At 67.8% G+C, this 17,628-nt stretch carries 16 protein-coding genes; 13 read left to right on the plus strand and 3 right to left on the minus strand.

The window, feature by feature from the left end; genetic code table 11:
- Positions 1-267: 267 nt before the first annotated feature.
- On the minus strand, positions 268-2,271 hold the full coding sequence (gene ligA / locus PJB24_RS06140) for an NAD-dependent DNA ligase LigA (RefSeq protein ID WP_273843826.1): 2,004 nt from the start codon (positions 2,269-2,271) through the stop codon (positions 268-270).
- A gap of 76 nt (positions 2,272-2,347) precedes the next feature.
- Between ligA and PJB24_RS06145 the strand changes: the two genes are divergently transcribed.
- From PJB24_RS06145 to PJB24_RS06175, 7 genes are read left to right on the plus strand one after another with little or no spacing between them, the layout of a single operon-like run.
- Positions 2,348-3,022, plus strand: coding sequence for a hypothetical protein (locus tag PJB24_RS06145; RefSeq protein WP_273843829.1), 675 nt, complete (start codon positions 2,348-2,350; stop codon positions 3,020-3,022).
- Positions 3,023-3,070: 48 nt separating this feature from the next.
- Entirely contained in the window at positions 3,071-4,027 is a 957-nt protein-coding gene (locus tag PJB24_RS06150) for a hypothetical protein (RefSeq protein WP_273843831.1), read from the plus strand.
- 57 nt (positions 4,028-4,084) lie between these two features.
- Positions 4,085-4,807, plus strand: a complete 723-nt coding sequence (locus PJB24_RS06155; protein WP_273843834.1) for a PspA/IM30 family protein — start codon at positions 4,085-4,087, stop codon at positions 4,805-4,807.
- Positions 4,800-5,585: a hypothetical protein gene (locus PJB24_RS06160; RefSeq protein ID WP_273843839.1), complete on the plus strand. Its 786-nt coding sequence runs from the start codon at positions 4,800-4,802 to the stop codon at positions 5,583-5,585. Before PJB24_RS06155 ends, PJB24_RS06160 begins: the two co-directional genes overlap by 8 nt.
- Position 5,586: 1 nt before the next feature.
- The gene (locus PJB24_RS06165) at positions 5,587-6,222 is read left to right on the plus strand and encodes a hypothetical protein (RefSeq protein WP_273843841.1); all 636 of its coding nucleotides are present in this window, start codon (positions 5,587-5,589) and stop codon (positions 6,220-6,222) included.
- On the plus strand, positions 6,219-6,668 hold the full coding sequence (locus tag PJB24_RS06170) for a J domain-containing protein (protein ID WP_273843842.1): 450 nt from the start codon (positions 6,219-6,221) through the stop codon (positions 6,666-6,668). Before PJB24_RS06165 ends, PJB24_RS06170 begins: the two co-directional genes overlap by 4 nt.
- A gap of 1 nt (position 6,669) precedes the next feature.
- Positions 6,670-7,293, plus strand: coding sequence for a class I SAM-dependent methyltransferase (locus tag PJB24_RS06175; protein WP_273843844.1), 624 nt, complete (start codon positions 6,670-6,672; stop codon positions 7,291-7,293).
- On the opposite strand, the gene PJB24_RS06180 is transcribed toward PJB24_RS06175, so the two are convergent.
- Positions 7,290-7,871, minus strand: a complete 582-nt coding sequence (locus PJB24_RS06180; RefSeq protein WP_273843847.1) for a class E sortase — start codon at positions 7,869-7,871, stop codon at positions 7,290-7,292. The genes PJB24_RS06175 and PJB24_RS06180 overlap by 4 nt on opposite strands.
- 52 nt (positions 7,872-7,923) lie before the next feature.
- On the opposite strand from PJB24_RS06180, the gene PJB24_RS06185 reads away from it, so the two are divergent.
- The 4 genes from PJB24_RS06185 to PJB24_RS06200 all read left to right on the plus strand — a co-directional run bounded on the left by PJB24_RS06185 (position 7,924) and on the right by PJB24_RS06200 (position 15,187).
- Positions 7,924-8,757, plus strand: a complete 834-nt coding sequence (locus PJB24_RS06185; protein ID WP_273843849.1) for a tyrosine-type recombinase/integrase — start codon at positions 7,924-7,926, stop codon at positions 8,755-8,757.
- Between the two features lie 53 nt (positions 8,758-8,810).
- On the plus strand, positions 8,811-9,131 hold the full coding sequence (locus PJB24_RS06190; protein WP_273843852.1) for a hypothetical protein: 321 nt from the start codon (positions 8,811-8,813) through the stop codon (positions 9,129-9,131).
- 150 nt (positions 9,132-9,281) lie between these two features.
- Positions 9,282-13,760 carry a glutamate synthase large subunit gene (gene gltB / locus PJB24_RS06195; RefSeq protein ID WP_273843854.1) on the plus strand — a complete coding sequence of 1,493 codons (4,479 nt, stop codon included), beginning with the start codon at positions 9,282-9,284 and terminating at the stop codon, positions 13,758-13,760.
- Complete coding sequence (locus PJB24_RS06200) at positions 13,760-15,187, plus strand: glutamate synthase subunit beta (protein ID WP_273843856.1); 1,428 nt, start codon at positions 13,760-13,762, stop codon at positions 15,185-15,187. The genes gltB and PJB24_RS06200 overlap by 1 nt, the downstream gene beginning before the upstream one ends.
- 96 nt (positions 15,188-15,283) lie before the next feature.
- On the opposite strand, the gene PJB24_RS06205 is transcribed toward PJB24_RS06200, so the two are convergent.
- The gene (locus PJB24_RS06205) at positions 15,284-16,024 is read right to left on the minus strand and encodes a class I SAM-dependent DNA methyltransferase (RefSeq protein ID WP_273843857.1); all 741 of its coding nucleotides are present in this window, start codon (positions 16,022-16,024) and stop codon (positions 15,284-15,286) included.
- 70 nt (positions 16,025-16,094) lie between these two features.
- On the opposite strand from PJB24_RS06205, the gene PJB24_RS06210 reads away from it, so the two are divergent.
- Positions 16,095-16,655 (plus strand): LemA family protein, encoded by a 561-nt coding sequence (locus PJB24_RS06210; RefSeq protein ID WP_273843860.1) that lies wholly within the window; start codon positions 16,095-16,097, stop codon positions 16,653-16,655.
- Between the two features lie 3 nt (positions 16,656-16,658).
- Entirely contained in the window at positions 16,659-17,624 is a 966-nt protein-coding gene (gene htpX / locus PJB24_RS06215; protein WP_273843863.1) for a zinc metalloprotease HtpX, read from the plus strand.
- The last annotated feature ends 4 nt before the right edge of the window (positions 17,625-17,628 follow it).

The raw sequence follows: 17,628 nt of genomic DNA on the forward strand, positions 1-17,628 counted from the left end.
CCGATCTGGGTCTGGCCGGTCTCGGGGTCGGATACCGGGTCGAGGCGCAGCACCGTACCCTCGGGGTGCTCTATCTCGCGGAAGAGCGCCTTCGCTTCCTCGGTCACCGTGATCATTGTGTTCCTCCTTCCGCCGCAGGCCCTGACCGGGACTCCGGCAGGAGCTTTCAACTCTGTATGAGCCTACCAGTTTTGGGAGATATTCAAACCCAAGAGCAGGAAATGTCTCTGTAGGACGGCCTCCCCATCGGAGAAATCTTCTTCCCCCTCAGGAGGAGAGCAGCTCCTCGAGCCTCTCTTCGTCTATCACCTCGACCCCGAGCCGGCGGGCGCGCTCCAGCTTGGATCCGGGTTCCTCACCCACGACCAGGTAGTCCGTGTTGCCGCTCACCGAGGAGGTCACGGTGCCGCCGGCCCTCTCGATGCGCTCTGCGAACTCGCTGCGCGGCCGGCTCAGGGTCCCGGTTATGACGAGGCGCTTGCCCGTGAGCGGGCCCCCGGCAGGCCTCTGCTCGACGGAGCCGAAGTCGAGGCCGAGCTTCATCAGCCGCTCGATGAGGGCGCGGTTGTCCTCGCGCTCGAAGTACTCGATGACGGATCTCGCAACGACTTCGCCGACGCCTTCTATCCCGGCGAGCTGCTCCACGCTGACCCCCTTCAGAAGGTCTTCACCGCTGAAACGCTCCGCGATGAGCCGTGCGGTCGCCGAGCCCACGTGCCGGATGCCGAGAGCGTAGAGCACCCGGTCGAAGGGCCGCTCCTTGCTCTTCTCTATCGCCCGGATCAGGTTCTGCGCGCTCTTCTCCCCGAAGCCTTCGAGCGGGACGAGCTGCCCGGCTTCGAGCTCGTAGATGTCGGCCGGGTCCCGGACCAGACCCAGATCGAAGAACTTCGTGGCGAGCTTCTCGCCGAGGCCCTCTATGTCCATCGCGTCCTTCGAGGCCCAGTGGATGATGTGCTCGAGCGCCTGCGCCGGGCAGCGGGCGTTGACGCAGCGGGTTATGGCTTCACCTTCGGGGCGGAAGACCGGCTCGCCGCAGACCGGGCACTCCTTCGGCATCTCGAAGGGATGCTCGTCGCCGTCGCGGTCTTCGACCACGGGCCGGACGACCTGCGGGATCACGTCCCCAGCCCGCTCGACGATGACGGTGTCCCCGACGAGGATGCCTTTCTCCTTTATGTAGTCCTCGTTGTGCAGCGTGGCGCGCGAGATCGTCACGCCGCCGATGCTCACCGGCTCGAGCTCGGCCTGCGGCGTGAGCGCGCCGGTGCGTCCGACGTGGACGAAGATCCTCTTCAACTTCGTCCTGCCGGCGAGCGGCTCGAACTTGTACGCTATCGCCCAGCGCGGGGCCTTCTGCACGTTGCCCAAAGCGCGCTGCTGCTCGAAGGAGTCGACCTTCACGACCACGCCGTCGGCCTGGAAATCCAGCGACTCCCTCTCCTTCGCCCACCGCTCGCACTCCGAGACGACCGACTCTATGTCCTCGTGGAGCGTGTACGGGTTGACCCGGAGCCCGTAGCTCTTGAGCGCTTCGAGCGAGGAGGAATGGCTCTCGTAGTTCTCCGCCCCTTCGCCGATGCCGTAGAGGAAGATCGTGAGCGGCCGGGAGGCCGTGACCTTCGGGTCGAGCTGGCGGATGGAGCCGGCGGCCGCGTTGCGCGGGTTGGCGAAGGGACGCCTGCCCTCGGCCTCCTGGCGGCGGTTCAGTTCCTCGAAGTCTTTGATGGGGATGTACACCTCTCCCCGGGGTTCCAGGACCGGCGGCGGGTCGTCGGAGAGCCTGATGGGGATCGAACGCACCGTGCGCAGGTTGGCCGTGACGTCCTCGCCGACGAACCCGTTGCCGCGGGTCGCACCGCGCACGTAGCGCCCGTTCTCGTAGCGCAGCGAGACCGCGAGCCCGTCTATCTTGAGTTCGGTGACGTAGCGCAACCTCTCCGCGTCTTCGCCGAGCATCCTGCGGATGCGCGCGTCCCACTCGTAGAGCTCCCCGGCCGAGCGGGCGTTCTGCAGCGAGAGCATCGGCACCTCGTGGCGGACCTCCTCGAACTCCTCCAGCGGTTCGCCCCCCACGCGCTGGGTCGGGGAGTCGGGGGTGATGAGCTCGGGGTGGGCCGCCTCAAGCTCCTCGAGCTCGCGGTAGAGCGCGTCGTACTCGGCGTCGGAGATCTCCGGGTCGTCCTCCACGTAGTAGCGCCGGTTGTGGTGGCGGATCTTCTCCCGCAACTCCTCCAGCTTCCGCCGGATGTCTTCGTCCTGGACGCTCACGCAGGGGATTATACGGGTGCTGGCGGCGACGCCCAAGCCGTGAAGAACGGCGAGATTCCGTTAAACTTGTTCGCCTATGATGGGAAAAAGGCACAACAGGATACAGGTCGTTGCAGTCGTCTGCGCCGTTGCCGCCTGCCTGATCACCCTGGTCTCTTCCTGCTCCGGCGGGGGCGCGGCCCGCTCCTCTTCACCGGTTGCGAAGGGGACATCTTTCTCCGCCACCACCTCCTCCGATTCCGACTCTTCCCCCGCATCCGGTGGCGGTGGGACGCAGGCGGAGGACAGGACCTCCGGCCTCTCGGGGATTGAGTCGGCCGGACGGGCGGCCGACCGCTGGCGCAAGGACGCGAAGCTCTACGCCGTGGCGACCGCGAAGCCGGACTTCGGCCCTGACGGGCGCGCCTCTGCCTGGCTCTACTCCTACGTCTCGCCCTCTTCCAGGGCGTACGCCAGCTTCCTGGTGAGGGGAGGTAGCATCGAACGCGTCCAGCAGGGCAGGCTTCCGGAGGCCCGGGTGAAGGACATCCTCAGGCACGTGCTGCCGGCCCGGAGCAGGCTAGTGGACAGCACCACCGCACTCGGAAAGGCGGACAGGGTACGCACCTATCTGAAGGGGCATCCCGGTTCCAGGGCCACCGCGGGGGTCGACTCCTTCTCCACCGACGGCAAGCCGGCCTGGATCTTCACGGCAATAAAGAAGCGGGGCGCGGTGGAGCAGAAGATCCCGGCCCTCAAAAAGAGCTCCTGAGCACACCGGGAGGCGTGAGGCTGGCGCGGGGCCTGCTGCGAGCGTATCATGACCGGGGTCATGAGAGCGACCACGGCACGCTCCGGTAGCGCGCGCAGGGTGAAGGCGCTCTCGCTCGCTTATATGTTGCTCGGCGGCGCGGCCTGCGCGCTGGCCAGCAGCGGTTCATACGAGCCGCCTTCCGCTCCCGTTGCGCTCTACCTTTCCACTGCCGTCCTCGTCGCCGGAGCGTTCGCGCTGCTCCTTATGCCGGGGTGGGCCTTCACCCTGCGCACCATCGCTGGCTCTCACCTCTTCTACGCAGCTTTCGTCTCGCTCGTGATCTTCTTTACGGGAGGGGCGGTCAGCGAACTCTATCCCCTGTACCTCCCGCTCCTTCTCTCCGCCGCCCTCTGCCGCTCCCGGGTCGTGCAGCTGCTCTCCACGGCCGGTGTACTACTCGGGTACCTGCTGGCCGCACTTCCGGGGCTGCTGGTGGAGGATGCGGTCCCGCAGTCACCCGCCGTCATCGGCTTCCGGTTGCTCGTCTTCCTGGCGCTGGGAACGCTGGGGGCTCTCGGTGGTTCATCCGCCCCCGATAGCGGCAAGGCGCTCATCAGACGGGCGGAGGCCGAGATCGCCGCCAGTCCCTCCGGGCGGGTGGCCGCCATCCTGGTCGACCCCGGGCGGCGGTTCGAGAGGCTCCCGCTGTTGATGCAGCGGGTGGGGGAGAGGGTTGCGCCTGCCTCTCCGCTCGGTGAGGGAGAGGTGTTCGGGGTGTTGCTCCGCGTCGCGGATGAAGAGGAGGCCGGGGAGGCCGCCCGGCGCTGCCTGGCCGCCGCGGCTGCACTAGGTGCCGGAGAGGTGAGGGCGGGTATGGCGCTCTACCCCGAGGATGCCGCGTCGGGACGGGCCCTGCTCGAGGCCGCCGGGGAGGCACTCGAGGCGGCCTTCGAGAGCGGGGCGCCCGGCGCGCTCGTCGCAGCCGGCAGGGCGAGGGGCACGCTGGAGAGACGAGGGGGCTGATCGGGCCGGTGATATAATCTTGGGCTAGTTTCAGGGTTCTCTAGCGCTGGAGGGCAGATGGGAAGGTTGACCAGGGCCATCCGGGGATTCTTCGGACGGTTCCTGAGCGGGGTGGAGGAGCGCAACCCGGAGATCCTCCTCGAGAACGCCGTACAGGACGAACTGGACAACCTGAAGAAGCTTCAGGTGGCGGCGGCCCGTACCATGGCCTACGAGAAGATGCTCGCGGACGACGCCGCCAGCAAGCAGAAGCTCGTCGCCGCCCGCGAGCGGCAGGCCCAGGAGCTGCTCTCACGCGGGGAACGGGAGGCCGCGCTGGAGGTGATCCAGCAGAAGCAGGAAGCTCAGGCCAGCCTGGCCGAGCTGCAGGGGCGCCTCGAAGAAGCCCGCAAGAACTCGCAGGAGATGGAACAGGCGTTTCGCGAGCAGGAGAAACGCTACAACGAGATCGTGCGCGAGCGGGCCGCCCTGCTCGAGGAGCACCAGCGGGCCAGGGCGCTGCGCATGGCGAACGAAGCCCGGTCCAGCATCTCGCTCTCGGACTCCTCACGCGACCTCGAACGTGCCCGGCAGGCGATACGCCAGGCCTCCTACGAGGCACAGGCGGTCGGCGAGCTCGGTGTGGATGAGACCCGGCACAGGATCTCATCAGTGGAGGAGGACATAAAACGCATTGATGCCGAGCGTGAGCTGGAGGAGATGGAGGCCCGGATGGGCCTCAGGGAACCGGGGCAGTTGGAGCCCGGTGGGGGAGAGGAGGAGAGAGGAGACCGTGGGTAGGGGTGGGGACCTCGCGTGGCTCGTCCCGGTCGGTGCGCTGGCGGGTGAGGGGGTCCTCTCCCTGGCACATCCGGGCATGGATCCCACCGGAGTTCTCTCGCTCGCCGCTCTGTTCGTCGGGGCCGGGGTGCCGGTCGCCGCGCGGGCTATCCTCTCGCGGGGGGATGGAGAGCGACGGATGCGCCGGGCGATCCGGCGCAGCGCGCGAGCCCTCGGGAAGGTCGCCCGCGAAGACCCCGTCGCCGCGCCGCAGGCCGGCCGTATCCTGAGGTTGCAGAGGACGCTGGTCGAAAGCTGGGAGAGCCTGCCGGCTGAGCAGCGCGCCATGCTCGCTGGAGAGGTCTTCTCCGTGGTCGAGGAGTTCGGCGAGGCCACGAGGCTTCTGCGCCGGAGAACGCTCCTCCGGCGCCATCTGCAGACCCTGGACCGGGAAGGCCTGCAGGGGCGGGTACGAAACCTGGAGCGAGACATCTCCGAGCTGCCGTATGATTCCGGGCTGCGGGAGGCTTTCGAGGAAACGCTCGCCGGGCGCCGGGAGGAGATGGCGGTGAGGGAAGAGCTCCTGGCGGGCGTGAGCTCTCTGAACGCCCGGATCGAAGGGTTCGAGAGCCTGCTCGGTGGTCTGTGCGGGGAGCTCCTGACGCTCGACGAGGGGGTTGCCTCCGGGCGTCCGGACCTCGCCCGCATCAAGAGGCGTATCTCATACTTCAGGCGCAGCTTGGACGAGATCACACGCCAGATGGACCCTGCAAGCGACTCATCGATGGAGCCGATATAAGGTGAGTGAGGAACGCGACAGGCAGAAGAGCTTTCTATCGAGGATCTTTTCGACCGGAGAGGAAGAGGAGACGATGGTCTTCTCCACCGAGGATTTCGAGTTCGAGGAGGTCGATGAGCCCGAGGAGGCGCCCCCCCGCAGCAGCTTCACGGTCGAGCGAGCCGCCGAGATAATAAAGAGCCTGCCGGACGACGTGCCCCGGGAGAGCGCGGTGCGCATCGTGCGCCAGACGCTCGCCGCCGCAGGCATAGATATCGAGGAGCTGGCCCGCTCGGCTGACCGCAGGGAATCAAAGCTCAACTCCCGCATAGACCTCAGCCAGCGGCGCTCGGAGGAGCTGAAGAGACGCACCCGCGAGGTCATAAGCTCCCTGGAGGAGGAGATCCGCAAGGCCCGCGAGGCCCGGGACTTCGGGGTGAGCGAGGAGGAGAAGAAAATCTCCCAGGCGAGAGAGGGCCTCGCAGACGTCGCCCTGGTGCGTGAGTTCTTCGAGCTCTCCAGGACCGAGGAGGTGCCGGACGAAGAGCCGTCCGGTCCGGGGAGCTGGGACCAGGACGAGACGCAGATCATCGACCGGGAGAATCTGCGCGGCGGGCGTGGTGAAGGGGCCTCCGGGGAGGGAGAAGGAGGCCGGTGAGCATCCCGCACCGCCTGGGTCGCCTGGCCCGGGGGTTCGTCTACACCCTGCAGGAGGATGAGCGCTTCGGGGAGAAGCTCCGGGTGGGGCGGGAGCGTGGCGAAGCCATAAAGAACGCCTTCGAGGCGGCCCTGCGGGGGGCCGCGGAGGAGTGGAGGAGAACCGGGGAGGAGGCGGGCGGTCGGACCCACCACTCCGGGCGTACCGCGACCACGACGTTCCGGCCCCGGCGTTACCCGCCCGAAGTGGCCGCTGCCTACCAGAAGCTGGGGTTGCAGGTGGGGGCACCGATGGAAGAGGTGAGCAGGAAGCGCCGCGAGCTGATAAAGCGTTTCCACCCGGACCGGTTCCCCGACGCGGACAGGCGCGCCCGGGCCGAGCGGCTCGCCGCCGAGATAAACGCATCCTACGACGTGATCTCCCGCCATCTCTCCCGGCGACGCTAGATTGCGGAACCCCGAGACCGAGAGGACGCGGCGCCTCTGGGAGAAGACCGCCCCGCACTACGACAGCGGGATCTCACCTTTCGAGCGCCTCTTCATCGGGGACGGGCGGCGATGGGTGTGCTCCCGTGCGGAGGGTGACGTCCTCGAGGTCGCCGTCGGCACCGGGCGCAATTTTCCCTTTTACCCCGCGGGGGTGAGCCTGAGCGCCGTGGACATCAGCCCGGCCATGCTCGCGGTGGCACGGGAGAGGGCAGGGTCGCTCGGGATGCGGGTGAACCTGGCCGAGGCCGACGCGCAGGCGCTGCCTTTCGAGGGCGAATCCTTCGATGCCGTGGTGAGCACGCTCGCCATGTGCAGCATACCTGACGAGCGTCTCGCCCTGCGGGAGATGAAGCGGGTGCTGCGCTCTGGAGGCAGACTGCTTCTGCTGGACCACGTGCGCAGCACCTCACCGGTCGTCTTCTCTCTGCAGCGGGTGCTGGAGCCGCTCTCGGTCCGGTTCGCCGGGGACCATCTGCTCAGGCGCCCGCTGGAGCGGGTCGTCGAGCTGGGGTTCTCGGTCGAGGAGAGCCGGCGTTGCAGGAAAGGGATCGTCGAGATGCTCGCGGCACGAAAACCAGTTTAGGAGCTTACGAGCTCGCCGCGGACGATGAGCCGGTACTGGAAGGTGGGGATCGGGGTGCAGGTCTGCAGCGAGACTGTCGTCCTGCCGGGCACCGGGTAGGTGACCCAGTAGTCGTCCGGGCGGACGATGATGCGATCGTAGACCCTGAAGGTGTAGGTCTTGCCGCCACGCTCTATGACGATCCTGTCGCCCGGCTTCATCTTGTTCAGCCTGTAGAACGCGTAGGGGGTGCGCGTCCAGAGGTAGCCGAGGCGGTGCCCGACGATGAACGTGTTCGACCCCTTCTGCCAGGGGTAGCCCGTCCCCGAGAGGTGCATGATGCCTATCTTGTCGAGCTCCGACTGGGTGGAGCCGTCGGGGACCGGGACGTCCTTGAGGCCCAGGCGCGGGATCGAGATCTTCATCACCGTGGGCCCCACCCCACCGCCCGCAGGCCTCGTGCCCGCCCCCTCGCCGAGCAGTCTCTGGGGCTGAGCCTGGGGGTGTATCTCCGTCGAGGCCGTCTCGGTGCGGGGGAAGATCGGCAGGAGGGCGAACACGACGAGCCCGAGCGCCACGACGATCACTGAGACTCTCAAGCTGGTGAACACCGCCGCGATTATACCCCGGCGGGCCGGTAAAATATGAGACATGAGAGCCGAGATCCTGGCCACGGAGTTCGCCGGGCACCTGGCCGAGGACACCGAGACGAGCCCGCGCACCGCCGAGTTCTACGAGGCGGACGTGAGGGAGTTCGTCCGCTTTCTCGCCCTGCGCGGCATAGAGGAGATCGAAGACGTCGGTGTCGGGGAGGTGATGGCCTTCCGCAACCACCTGCTCGGGCAGCGGCGCAAGCGCTTCACCGTCTACAGAAAGGACGCCGCGGTGAGGCGCTTTCTCGACTGGGTCCGGACCGCGACCGACGCCGAGCTCGACTTCGACCCGATAGAGCCGATGCACCAGCCTCTGGACCAGCAGATAACCTTCCTCGAGGACGACGAGGCCGAGCAGCTGCTCTCCTTCCCCGTCAACCGGCTCGACGATGCCCGGGACGAGGTCATGATCCGTCTGATGCTCGAAACCGGCGTGACGGTCGGGGAGATCCGGGGGCTTCTGCGCTCGGACGTCGACCTCGCCGCCGCGCAGGTGCAGCTCGGTGGGCCGGGCTCCCACCTGGCCCCCCGGGCCAGAAGGGTCTCGGAGGAGACCGTGCGGGCCCTGGAGCGCTACCTCGCGATGCGCAAGGACGAGACCCCGGAGCTCATCGTCGGGCGCGCCGGCAGGCCGGTGGCTACCTCGAAGGCGCTGCAGAACGCGCTCTGGAAGCGCTGCGACCAGGTGGGGCTGCCGCGCATCTCGCCGATGGTGCTGCGCCACACCTTCGCCGTCCGCCTCCTGCGGCGCGGGGCCACCCTGAACGAGCTCAAGGAGGCGATGGGCGTGCGCGACACCACCAACATCGGGGTCTACAGGAAGTTCGTCTAGGCCCTATCACGGTACAATTTCCGCTCGCGGAAGATCAGGAGGTTATTGGCAGGATGGCCGGCGGCAAGGACTTCAAGCGGAGCTCCGCGGAGATCATAACGGAGCTGCTCTCGGACGAGAGGATCAGGAAAGGCGTAGAGTACTTCAAGGACGAGGAGTTCCGCTCCTCGCTGCGCAGGGAGGCCGCGGAGCGCCTGAAGAAGGTGCGGGAGAACATCTCGACCAAAAAGCGCACCCCCGAGCAGGCCGCCCGCGAGCGCGAGCTGACCCTGCGGCTGGCCGAGGTCGAGGCCGAGGCAGCCGAGCTGAGGCTGCGCCTCTCCGGGCTTCTGGAGGAGGAGCGGAAGATAAGGTCCGAACTCGAAGAGCTCTAGGGTTGGCCCCGTGTACAAAAATCGTCGGGAGACACCCTGAAAGGGGAGAGTCGACTAGCAACCTGATTGTTACCGGCTTGTAATTTGCATCTCGCTCGTGTAAAAATTTGGCTCCACCCGTAGGCCCAGCGAGCATTGGGGAGGCGACTTTTGGCACCCTTCGGACCCGCACCACTCCACGACCCGACCTGCGAGCACGATGCCTGTGGACTTGGCTTCGTAGCGCGCGTAGACGGCCGGAGGACGCGGGAGACCGTAGAGGAGGGGCTGGAGATCCTGCGCAACCTGGAGCACCGGGGCGCGAGCGGGAGCGACCCGGAGACCGGGGACGGGGCGGGGATACTCATGCAGATCCCGGACGCCTTCTTCCGCCGGGAGTGCGGGAGGATGGGGATCGAACTTCCTCCACCCGGGCGTTACGGTGTGGGGGTCATCTTCGAGGATGGGGACGCCCGGGGCGGGGAGGCGACGCTGGAGCGCATCGCCGCCGAGGAGGGCCAGAGGCTGCTCGGCTTCCGCGACGTGCCCGTCGAGCCGGGGACCATTGGGGAGCTCGCGCGCAGCGTGATGCCGCGTATCCGGCAGTTCTTCATCGAGAGCGGCACGAAGGACGAGGGGGCGTTCGAGCGCAAGCTCTACGTGATCCGGCGGCGGCTGCACCGGGCGGTCGAGGAGAGCCACAGCTGCTACGTGGCGAGCCTCTCCTCCAGGACGGTGGTCTACAAGGGGCTTCTGCGGGGCGGGCAGGTCGCCGAGTTCTACCCAGACCTGAAGGACCCGGCCGTCGCCAGCGCGATTGCGCTCGTTCATGCCCGCTTTTCGACGAACACCCTGGGTAGCTGGGAGCTCGCGCACCCCTACCGCTACGTGGCGCACAACGGCGAGATCAACACCCTGAGGGGCAACATCAACTGGATGCGCGCGCGGGAGAGCCGGCTGCGCTCGGAGCTCTTCGGTGAGGATCTCGAGAAGATCTCGCCGGTTATAAAGCCCGACCAGAGCGACTCGGCCTCCTTCGACAACGTGCTCGAGCTCCTCTACCTCGCCGGACGCAGCCTGCCGCACGCGGTGGCGATGATGATCCCTGAGGCGTGGGAGAACGACGAGCAGATGGACCCCGACCGCCGGGCGTTCTACCGCTACCACAGCGCGCTGATGGAGCCCTGGGACGGGCCGGCGGCGGTCGCCTTCACCGACGGGCGCATCATCGGGGCGACGCTCGACCGCAACGGTTTGAGGCCAGCGCGCTACACGATCACGCGCGACGGGAGGGTCGTCATGGCCTCCGAAGACGGGGCCCTGCGGGTCCCGGCGGAGGACGTGGTCGAGCGCTGGCGGCTGCAGCCGGGGCGGATGCTCGTGGTGGACACCGAGCGCAACGAGGTGCTGCACGACGAGGAGATAAAGAGCTCCCTGTACACCCGCAGGCCCTACCGCCGGTGGGTGGAGGAGGGGGAGATACACCTCGACGAGCTCCCTGAGGCCGAGACCGACCCGCGCCCCGAGCCCGCGCCGCTCTCCCGCCGGCAGCGGGCCTTCGGATACACGACCGAGGATCTGCGCCTGATCCTCTCGCCGATGGCGAAGGGTGGCAAGGAGCCCGACGGGTCGATGGGCACCGACACGCCGCTCGCGGTCCTCTCGGAGCGCCCGCGGCTCCTCTACGACTACTTCAAGCAGCACTTCGCGCAGGTCACCAACCCGCCCATAGACCCGCTGCGCGAGGAGCTCGTGATGTCGCTCAAGATGTCGCTCGGGCCGGAGCAGAACCTCTTCGACGAGACCCCCGAGCACTGCCGGCGGGTGCTGCTCGACCACCCGGTCCTCACGAACTCCGAGCTGGAGAAGATCAGGCACCTCGGAGGCTCGGGCCCGTTCGCCGCGACGACCCTGCCGGCGCTCTTCCCGGTTGGGTCAGGGGAGAAGGGGCTCGGCCGGGCGGTGGAGGGCCTGTGCGAGCGGGCCGAGCGGGCGGTGCGCGGGGGCTCGCCGGTCCTGGTTCTGAGCGACCGGGGGGTGAGCGTCGAGCAGGCGCCGATACCGATGCTGCTCGCGGTCTCCGCCGTGCACCACCACCTGGTGAGGGAGGGGATACGCACCCGCACCACCCTCGTCGCCGAGACCGCCGAGGCACGCGAAGTGCACCACTTCGCGCTCCTCATCGGCTACGGGGCCACCGCCGTCAACCCCTACCTCGCCTTCGAGACGATAGAGAAGATGGCCCGTGAGGGATTGCTCGACGGGACGGATCCCGAGAAGGCCCGGAAGAACTACGTGAAGGCCATCGACAAGGGGCTTCTCAAGGTCATCTCCAAGATGGGCATCTCGACCCTGCTCTCCTACTGCGGGGCCCAGATCTTTGAGGCCGTCGGGCTGCGGGAGGATCTGGTGGAGCGGTACTTCCGGGGGACGGCCTCGCGCATCGGGGGGCTCGGGATGGACGACCTCGGGCGCGAGGTGCTCGAGCGGCACCGCAGGGCGTTCGAGGACCGGGGACAGGGTGAGGACCTCGACGTCGGGGGCGAGTACCAGCTGCGGGTGCAGGGTGAGTACCACCAGTGGAACAACAAGAGCATCGTCCCGCTGCAACGGGCGGTACGCTCGGCGAGCTACGAGGCCTTCAAGGAGTTCACCCGCCACTACGACGAGAAGAGCGAGCGCCTCGCCACGCTGCGCAGCCTCTTCGACTTCGAGCTCGACCCGATCCCGATCGACGAGGTCGAGCCCGCGAAGGAGATCGTCCGGCGCTTCAACACCGGGGCGATGTCGCTCGGCTCGCTCTCGAAGGAGGCGCACGAGACGCTCGCGATCGCGATGAACCGCATCGGCGGGAAGTCCAACACCGGCGAGGGAGGAGAGGACCCCGAGCGGTACACCCCGGACGAGAACGGGGACCTCCGCCGCAGCGCCATAAAGCAGGTCGCGAGCGCCCGCTTCGGGGTCACCGCGGAATACCTGGTCAACGCCGACCAGCTGCAGATCAAGATGGCCCAGGGTTCCAAGCCCGGCGAGGGCGGACAGTTGCCGGGGCACAAGGTGAGCGAGTACATCGCGCAGGTGCGGCACTCGACGCCGGGGGTCGCCCTGATCTCGCCGCCGCCCCACCACGACATCTACTCGATCGAGGATCTCGCCCAGCTCATCTACGACCTCAAGATGGTCAACCCGGAGGCGCAGGTGAGCGTCAAGCTCGTCGCCGAGGCCGGGGTCGGGACGATCGCGGCCGGGGTCGCCAAGGCGAAGGCCGACCACATCACGATCTCCGGCCACGACGGCGGGACGGGTGCCTCCCCGCTCTCCTCGATCAAGCACGCCGGGTTGCCGTGGGAGCTCGGCCTGGCCGAGACCCAGCAGGTTTTGGTGGCCAACGATCTCAGGGGACGTGTGATCCTGCAGACCGACGGGCAGCTCAAGACCGGCCGCGACGTCGTCGTGGGGGCGCTCCTCGGGGCGGAGGACTTCGCGTTCTCGACCGCGCCCCTGATCGCCGTGGGCTGCATCATGATGCGCGTTTGCCACCTGAACACCTGCCCGGTCGGGGTCGCCACCCAGGACCCCAGGCTGCGCAGGAAGTTCTCCGGCACCCCCGAGCACGTCATAAACTACTTCTTCTTCCTCGCCGAGGAGGTGAGGGAGTACATGGCGGCCCTGGGCTTCAGGAGCTTCGAGGAGATGGTCGGAAGGACCGACCGGCTGAAGGTGAGGGACGGCATAGAGCACCCCAAGGCCGGGAAGCTCGACCTCTCGGCCATCCTCGCTCCCCCGCCGGAGGGGGCCACGATCCGGCACGTCGAGGACCAGCGGCACCAGGTCGAGGAGTCGCTCGACTCCAGGCTCATCGAGCGCTGCCGCCCGGCGCTCGAAGAGAAGGAGCCGGTCAGGATCTCGATGCCGATCTTCAACACCCAGCGTACGGTCGGTGGGGCGCTCGCCGGTGAGGTGGCGCGCCGCTACGGTCGCGAGGGGCTGCCCGACGGGACGATAAGGATGGACTTCTCCGGGGTCGCCGGGCAGTCGTTCGGTGCCTGGATCCCGAAGGGGGTCACGCTCACCCTGGAAGGAACCACCAACGACTACGTGGGCAAGGGGCTCTCCGGCGGTCGGATCGCCGTCTACCCGCCGGAAGACGCGGCGTACGAGCCGGAGAAGAGCATCGTCGTCGGCAACGTCGCCCTCTACGGGGCGACCGGGGGCGAGGCTTACTTCCGCGGGTTCGCCGGGGAGCGCTTCGCGGTCCGCAACTCCGGGGCGCGGGCCGTCGTCGAGGGCGTCGGCGACCACGGCTGCGAGTACATGACAGGAGGGGTCGTCGTCGTGCTCGGCCCGACCGGGCGCAACTTCGCCGCCGGGATGAGCGGCGGCATCTCGTTCGTCCTCGACGAGGAGAGCCGCTTCGAGAAGCTCTGCAACACCGAGATGGTCGGGCTCGAGCCCGTCGAGTCGGAGGAGGACGTGGCGCTGCTGAAGCAGATGGTAGATGAGCACCTGCGCTGGACCGGGAGCGAGACGGCGAGGCGGGTGCTCGATAGCTGGGAGGAGATCCTGCCGAAGTTCGTCAAGGTGATGCCGCACGACCTCAGGAGGGTGCTCGAGGAGCGCGGTGTGGACCGGCTGGAGGCGGCGATCTGATGGGTGATCCGAGAGGTTTCCTGAAGATAGGGCGCAAGCCGGTCCCCAAGCGGCCCGTCTCCGAGCGTGTCCGCGACTACCGGTGGGTCTACCGGCCGATGCCCGGGGAGGAGCTCAGGGAGCAGGCCTCGCGCTGCATGGACTGCGGGGTTCCCTTCTGCAACGCCGGGTGCCCGGTGAACAACCTCATCCCGGACTGGAACGATCTCGCCTACCGCGACCGGTGGAGGGAGGCGATAGAGAGGCTGCACCGCACGAACAATTTCCCCGAGTTCACGGGCATCCTCTGCCCCGCCCCCTGCGAGGCGGCCTGCGTGCTCTCCATCAACGACTCTCCCGTGACGATAAAGGAGATAGAGCGTTCGATCATCGAGCGGGCCTTCGAGGAGGGGTGGGTGGTCCCGGAGCCCCCGCCGCCGGAGAGGCGCACCGGCAAGCGGGTCGCCGTCGTCGGGAGCGGTCCGGCGGGGCTCGCCGCGGCGCAGCAGCTCAACCGCGCCGGGCACACGGTCGTCGTTTTCGAGAAGGACGACCGGATCGGCGGCCTCCTGCGCTACGGCATCCCGGACTACAAGATGGAGAAGTGGGTCATCGATCGCAGGCTGCGCCAGCTCGAGGAGGAGGGAGTAGAGTTCCGCACGAGCGCGCACGTGGGCTACGACCCGACCCTTGAAGAGGTGCGCGGCGAGTTCGACGCCATCGTCCTCGCCGTGGGCGCGCTGCAGGGGCGCGACCTCAAGGTGCCGGGGCGCGAGCTCGGCGGCATCCACCTCGCGATGGAGTATCTCGTGCAGCAGAACCGCCGGGTGGCCGGCCTGCCGGTCGAGGGCGAGGAGATCACCGCGCGCGGCAAGCACGTCATCATCCTCGGCGGTGGCGACACCAGCGCCGACTGTCTGGGCAACGCCCACCGGGAGGGCTGCGCCTCGGTCAGGGTCCTCACCCACGGTCCGAGGCCGCCCGAGTCCCCCGACCCGATGGAGTGGCCCGACTGGCCGTTCGTGCTGCACACCTACCCGGCGCACGAGGAGGGCGGCGAGCGCCGCTGGAACGTCGCGGTCGCCGGTTTCTCCGGCTCGAACGGCAGGGTCGAGCGGATGCACTGCGTGCGCACCGAGCGCACCCCGGAGGGCCGGACGGTCCCCGTGGCGGGCTCGGAGTTCGAGATGCGCGCAGATCTCGTGCTGCTCGCGATCGGCTTTACGGGCCCGGTGCGCGACAGGCTGCTCGAGGAGCTCGACCTCGGGTACGCGCCGAACGGCGCGATAGCATCGCGCGAGGGGTTCGCGACGAAAGAGCCCGGCGTCTTCGTCGCCGGGGATGCCCGGCGCGGCGCCTCGCTCATCGTCTGGGCGATCGCCGAGGGCCGCAAGGCGGCCCGTCAGGCCGACGAGTACCTGATGGGGGAGAGCCTGCTACCCGGCTGACCCTCCGGGGATCCGAACCCACGCCGCTCCCTGCGGATATCTCCGGGCTGCCGTCTCTTCCTCGCATTGGATCTGGTATCGCCAGGGTTATGCCGTCTAACCCGGACGGCGGCAGAGCACGATCAGGTGGTCGCTCGCCGCGTCGAACGGCTCCCCCTCGAACCCGCCGTAGACCGCCTCGGGTTCGAACCCCGCGACCCTGAGCATCAGAAGCAGCTCGTCGCGGAAGGTCACGCGGATGGTGAGCTGGTGGCGGCGCATCTCGCGCAGCACGCCGTCCGCGCCGTAGAGCTCGTAGAAGAGCGTGATCTCCATCAGCTGGGAGGCCGTATCGTAGCGCGAGACTGAGAGCCTCTCCAGCGTGCCGCCGTCCGGGAGCGAGCGGCTCAGGTCGTGGCGCAGCTCCGGGCCACCGGACAGCTCCTCCGGCGAGAACGCCGAGACCTCCACGCCGAGCAGCCCGCCCGGCAGCAGGTGCTCGCGGGCGTTGCGCAGAAAGATGAGCGCGTCGTCCACCGAGAGCAGGCACAGGAACGAGTTGAACGCGCAGATGCCGAGCCCGTAGCGGTTCCCCAGCCTCACGCTGCGCATGTCGCCGCGGATCCATTCGACGCCCGGACCCTTCCTGCGCCCGACCCCGGCCATCGGTCCCGAGAGCTCGACGGCGGTCACCTCGTGGCCCGCCCCGGCGAGCCGCTTCGCTATGCGGCCCGTACCGACCCCCCACTCGACGACGGGGCCGCGTTCCCTTCCGGCGAGCGCGAGCCAGAACGGAACGTCGTGATCGTGGGCGTACTCCAGGTCGTAGAGGTCGGCGAGGGCGTCGTACTCGGGCAAGTTCTGCTCCTTACGTAACGCCGGCGGATATAATCTCCCGGTAGGTCATCTGAAAACCCGCGGAGGTCCCATGGGAACCGCCGGAACAATCATAGTAGTCGCCATCATAGCGCTCATCGTGCTCTACGTGATCTTCACCTACAACGGGCTGGTGCGGCGCAAGAACCAGGTCGAGGAGGCCTACCGGCAGATAGACGTCCAGCTCAAGCGGCGCTACGATCTGATCCCGAACCTCCTCGAAGGAGTCAAGCGCTACTTCAAGCAGGAGCAGCAGGTCCTCGAGGAGATAACGCGGGCACGCGCCGAGGCGATGAAGCCGCAGTCCCCGCGCGAGCAGGCACAGTCCGAGGCCCGGCTCTCCGGCGCGATAGGCAACCTCTTCGCCGTCGCCGAGAACTACCCGGAGCTGCGCTCGAGCCGGGTGCTTTTGGACTTCCAGGAGGAGCTCGCCTCGACGGAGAACAAGATCTCCTTCGCCCGCCAGCACTACAACGACTCGGTGCAGGAGTACAACACGAAGATACAGAGCTTCCCAGCCGTCATCTTCGCCCGCGCGATGGGCTTCACCGAGCGGGAGTACTTCGAGGCCGAGGGCCCCGAGCGTGAGTCGGTGACCGTCTCCTACGACTAGAAGATGAGAGGAGCGGCAGAGGCAACCTTCCGCGAGAGGATCGCGCGGAACAGGCGCAACAGCCTGCTTCTTTTCGTGACCTTCCTCGTCTTCGTCCTCGCCTTCGGCTACATCATCGGGTACGCCTGGGTAGGGGACCCGGCCGGAGCCTTCTTCGGGCTCGTCATCGCGTTCTTCGCCGGGGGCCTCTCCGGGCTGCTGAGCTACTACGCCGGGGACAAGATGGTCCTCGCCGCCTCCAGGGCGCGCCGCATCGAGCACGACGACGCCCCCGTTCTCTTCAACGTCGTCGAGGAGATGGCGATAGCCGCCGGGCTCCCGATGCCGAAGGTCTACGTCATCGACGACTCCGCTCCGAACGCGTTCGCCACCGGGCGCGACCCCGAGCACGCCTCGGTCGCGGTGACCTCAGGACTTCTCGAGAAGCTCGACCGCGACGAACTGCAGGGCGTGATCGCGCACGAGATGAGCCACGTCAGGAACCTGGACATCCGCTACTCGATGCTGGTCGGCATCCTGGTCGGTACCACCGTCCTGATCGCCGATTTCTTCCTCCGCAGCCTCTGGTGGGGCGGAGGGAGGCGCCGGAACGACCAGGGCAACGGCCAGCTGCAGCTCATCCTCATGATCGTCGCGCTGATCCTCGCGATACTCGCCCCGATCTTCGCCCGGCTGTTGCAGCTCTCGATCTCCCGCCAGCGCGAGTACCTGGCCGACGCCTCCGCCGTCGAGCTCACCCGCAACCCCAAGGGTCTCGCCGACGCGCTGGAGAAGATCGCAAAAGACCAGGAACCGCTCGAGGTCGCCAACCGTGCAACAGCCCACCTCTACATCGTCAACCCCATAAAGCGCTTCGAGAAACACTCGCGCAGCCTCTTCTCCACCCACCCCCCGATAGAGGAGCGCATAAGGATCCTGCGCGCGATGGAGACCGGCGGCGTGCCGCAGACTGGACGGGACGCCGGATAGGGGT

The organism is Rubrobacter calidifluminis, assembly GCF_028617075.1.
In the GTDB taxonomy this organism is placed as follows: Bacteria; Actinomycetota; Rubrobacteria; order Rubrobacterales; family Rubrobacteraceae; genus Rubrobacter_E; species Rubrobacter_E calidifluminis.

What these genes read in the sequence shown, in the direction of transcription:
- PJB24_RS06145 (WP_273843829.1), top strand. Translation starts at nt 2,348, where the DNA reads ATGATGGGAAAAAGGCACAACAGGATACAGGTCGTTGCAGTCGTCTGC.
- PJB24_RS06150 (WP_273843831.1), top strand. Translation starts at nt 3,071, where the DNA reads ATGACCGGGGTCATGAGAGCGACCACGGCACGCTCCGGTAGCGCGCGC.
- PJB24_RS06155 (WP_273843834.1), top strand. Translation starts at nt 4,085, where the DNA reads ATGGGAAGGTTGACCAGGGCCATCCGGGGATTCTTCGGACGGTTCCTG.
- PJB24_RS06185 (WP_273843849.1), top strand. Translation starts at nt 7,924, where the DNA reads ATGAGAGCCGAGATCCTGGCCACGGAGTTCGCCGGGCACCTGGCCGAG.
- PJB24_RS06190 (WP_273843852.1), top strand. Translation starts at nt 8,811, where the DNA reads ATGGCCGGCGGCAAGGACTTCAAGCGGAGCTCCGCGGAGATCATAACG.
- PJB24_RS06200 (WP_273843856.1), top strand. Translation starts at nt 13,760, where the DNA reads ATGGGTGATCCGAGAGGTTTCCTGAAGATAGGGCGCAAGCCGGTCCCC.
- PJB24_RS06210 (WP_273843860.1), top strand. Translation starts at nt 16,095, where the DNA reads ATGGGAACCGCCGGAACAATCATAGTAGTCGCCATCATAGCGCTCATC.
- htpX (WP_273843863.1), top strand. Translation starts at nt 16,659, where the DNA reads ATGAGAGGAGCGGCAGAGGCAACCTTCCGCGAGAGGATCGCGCGGAAC.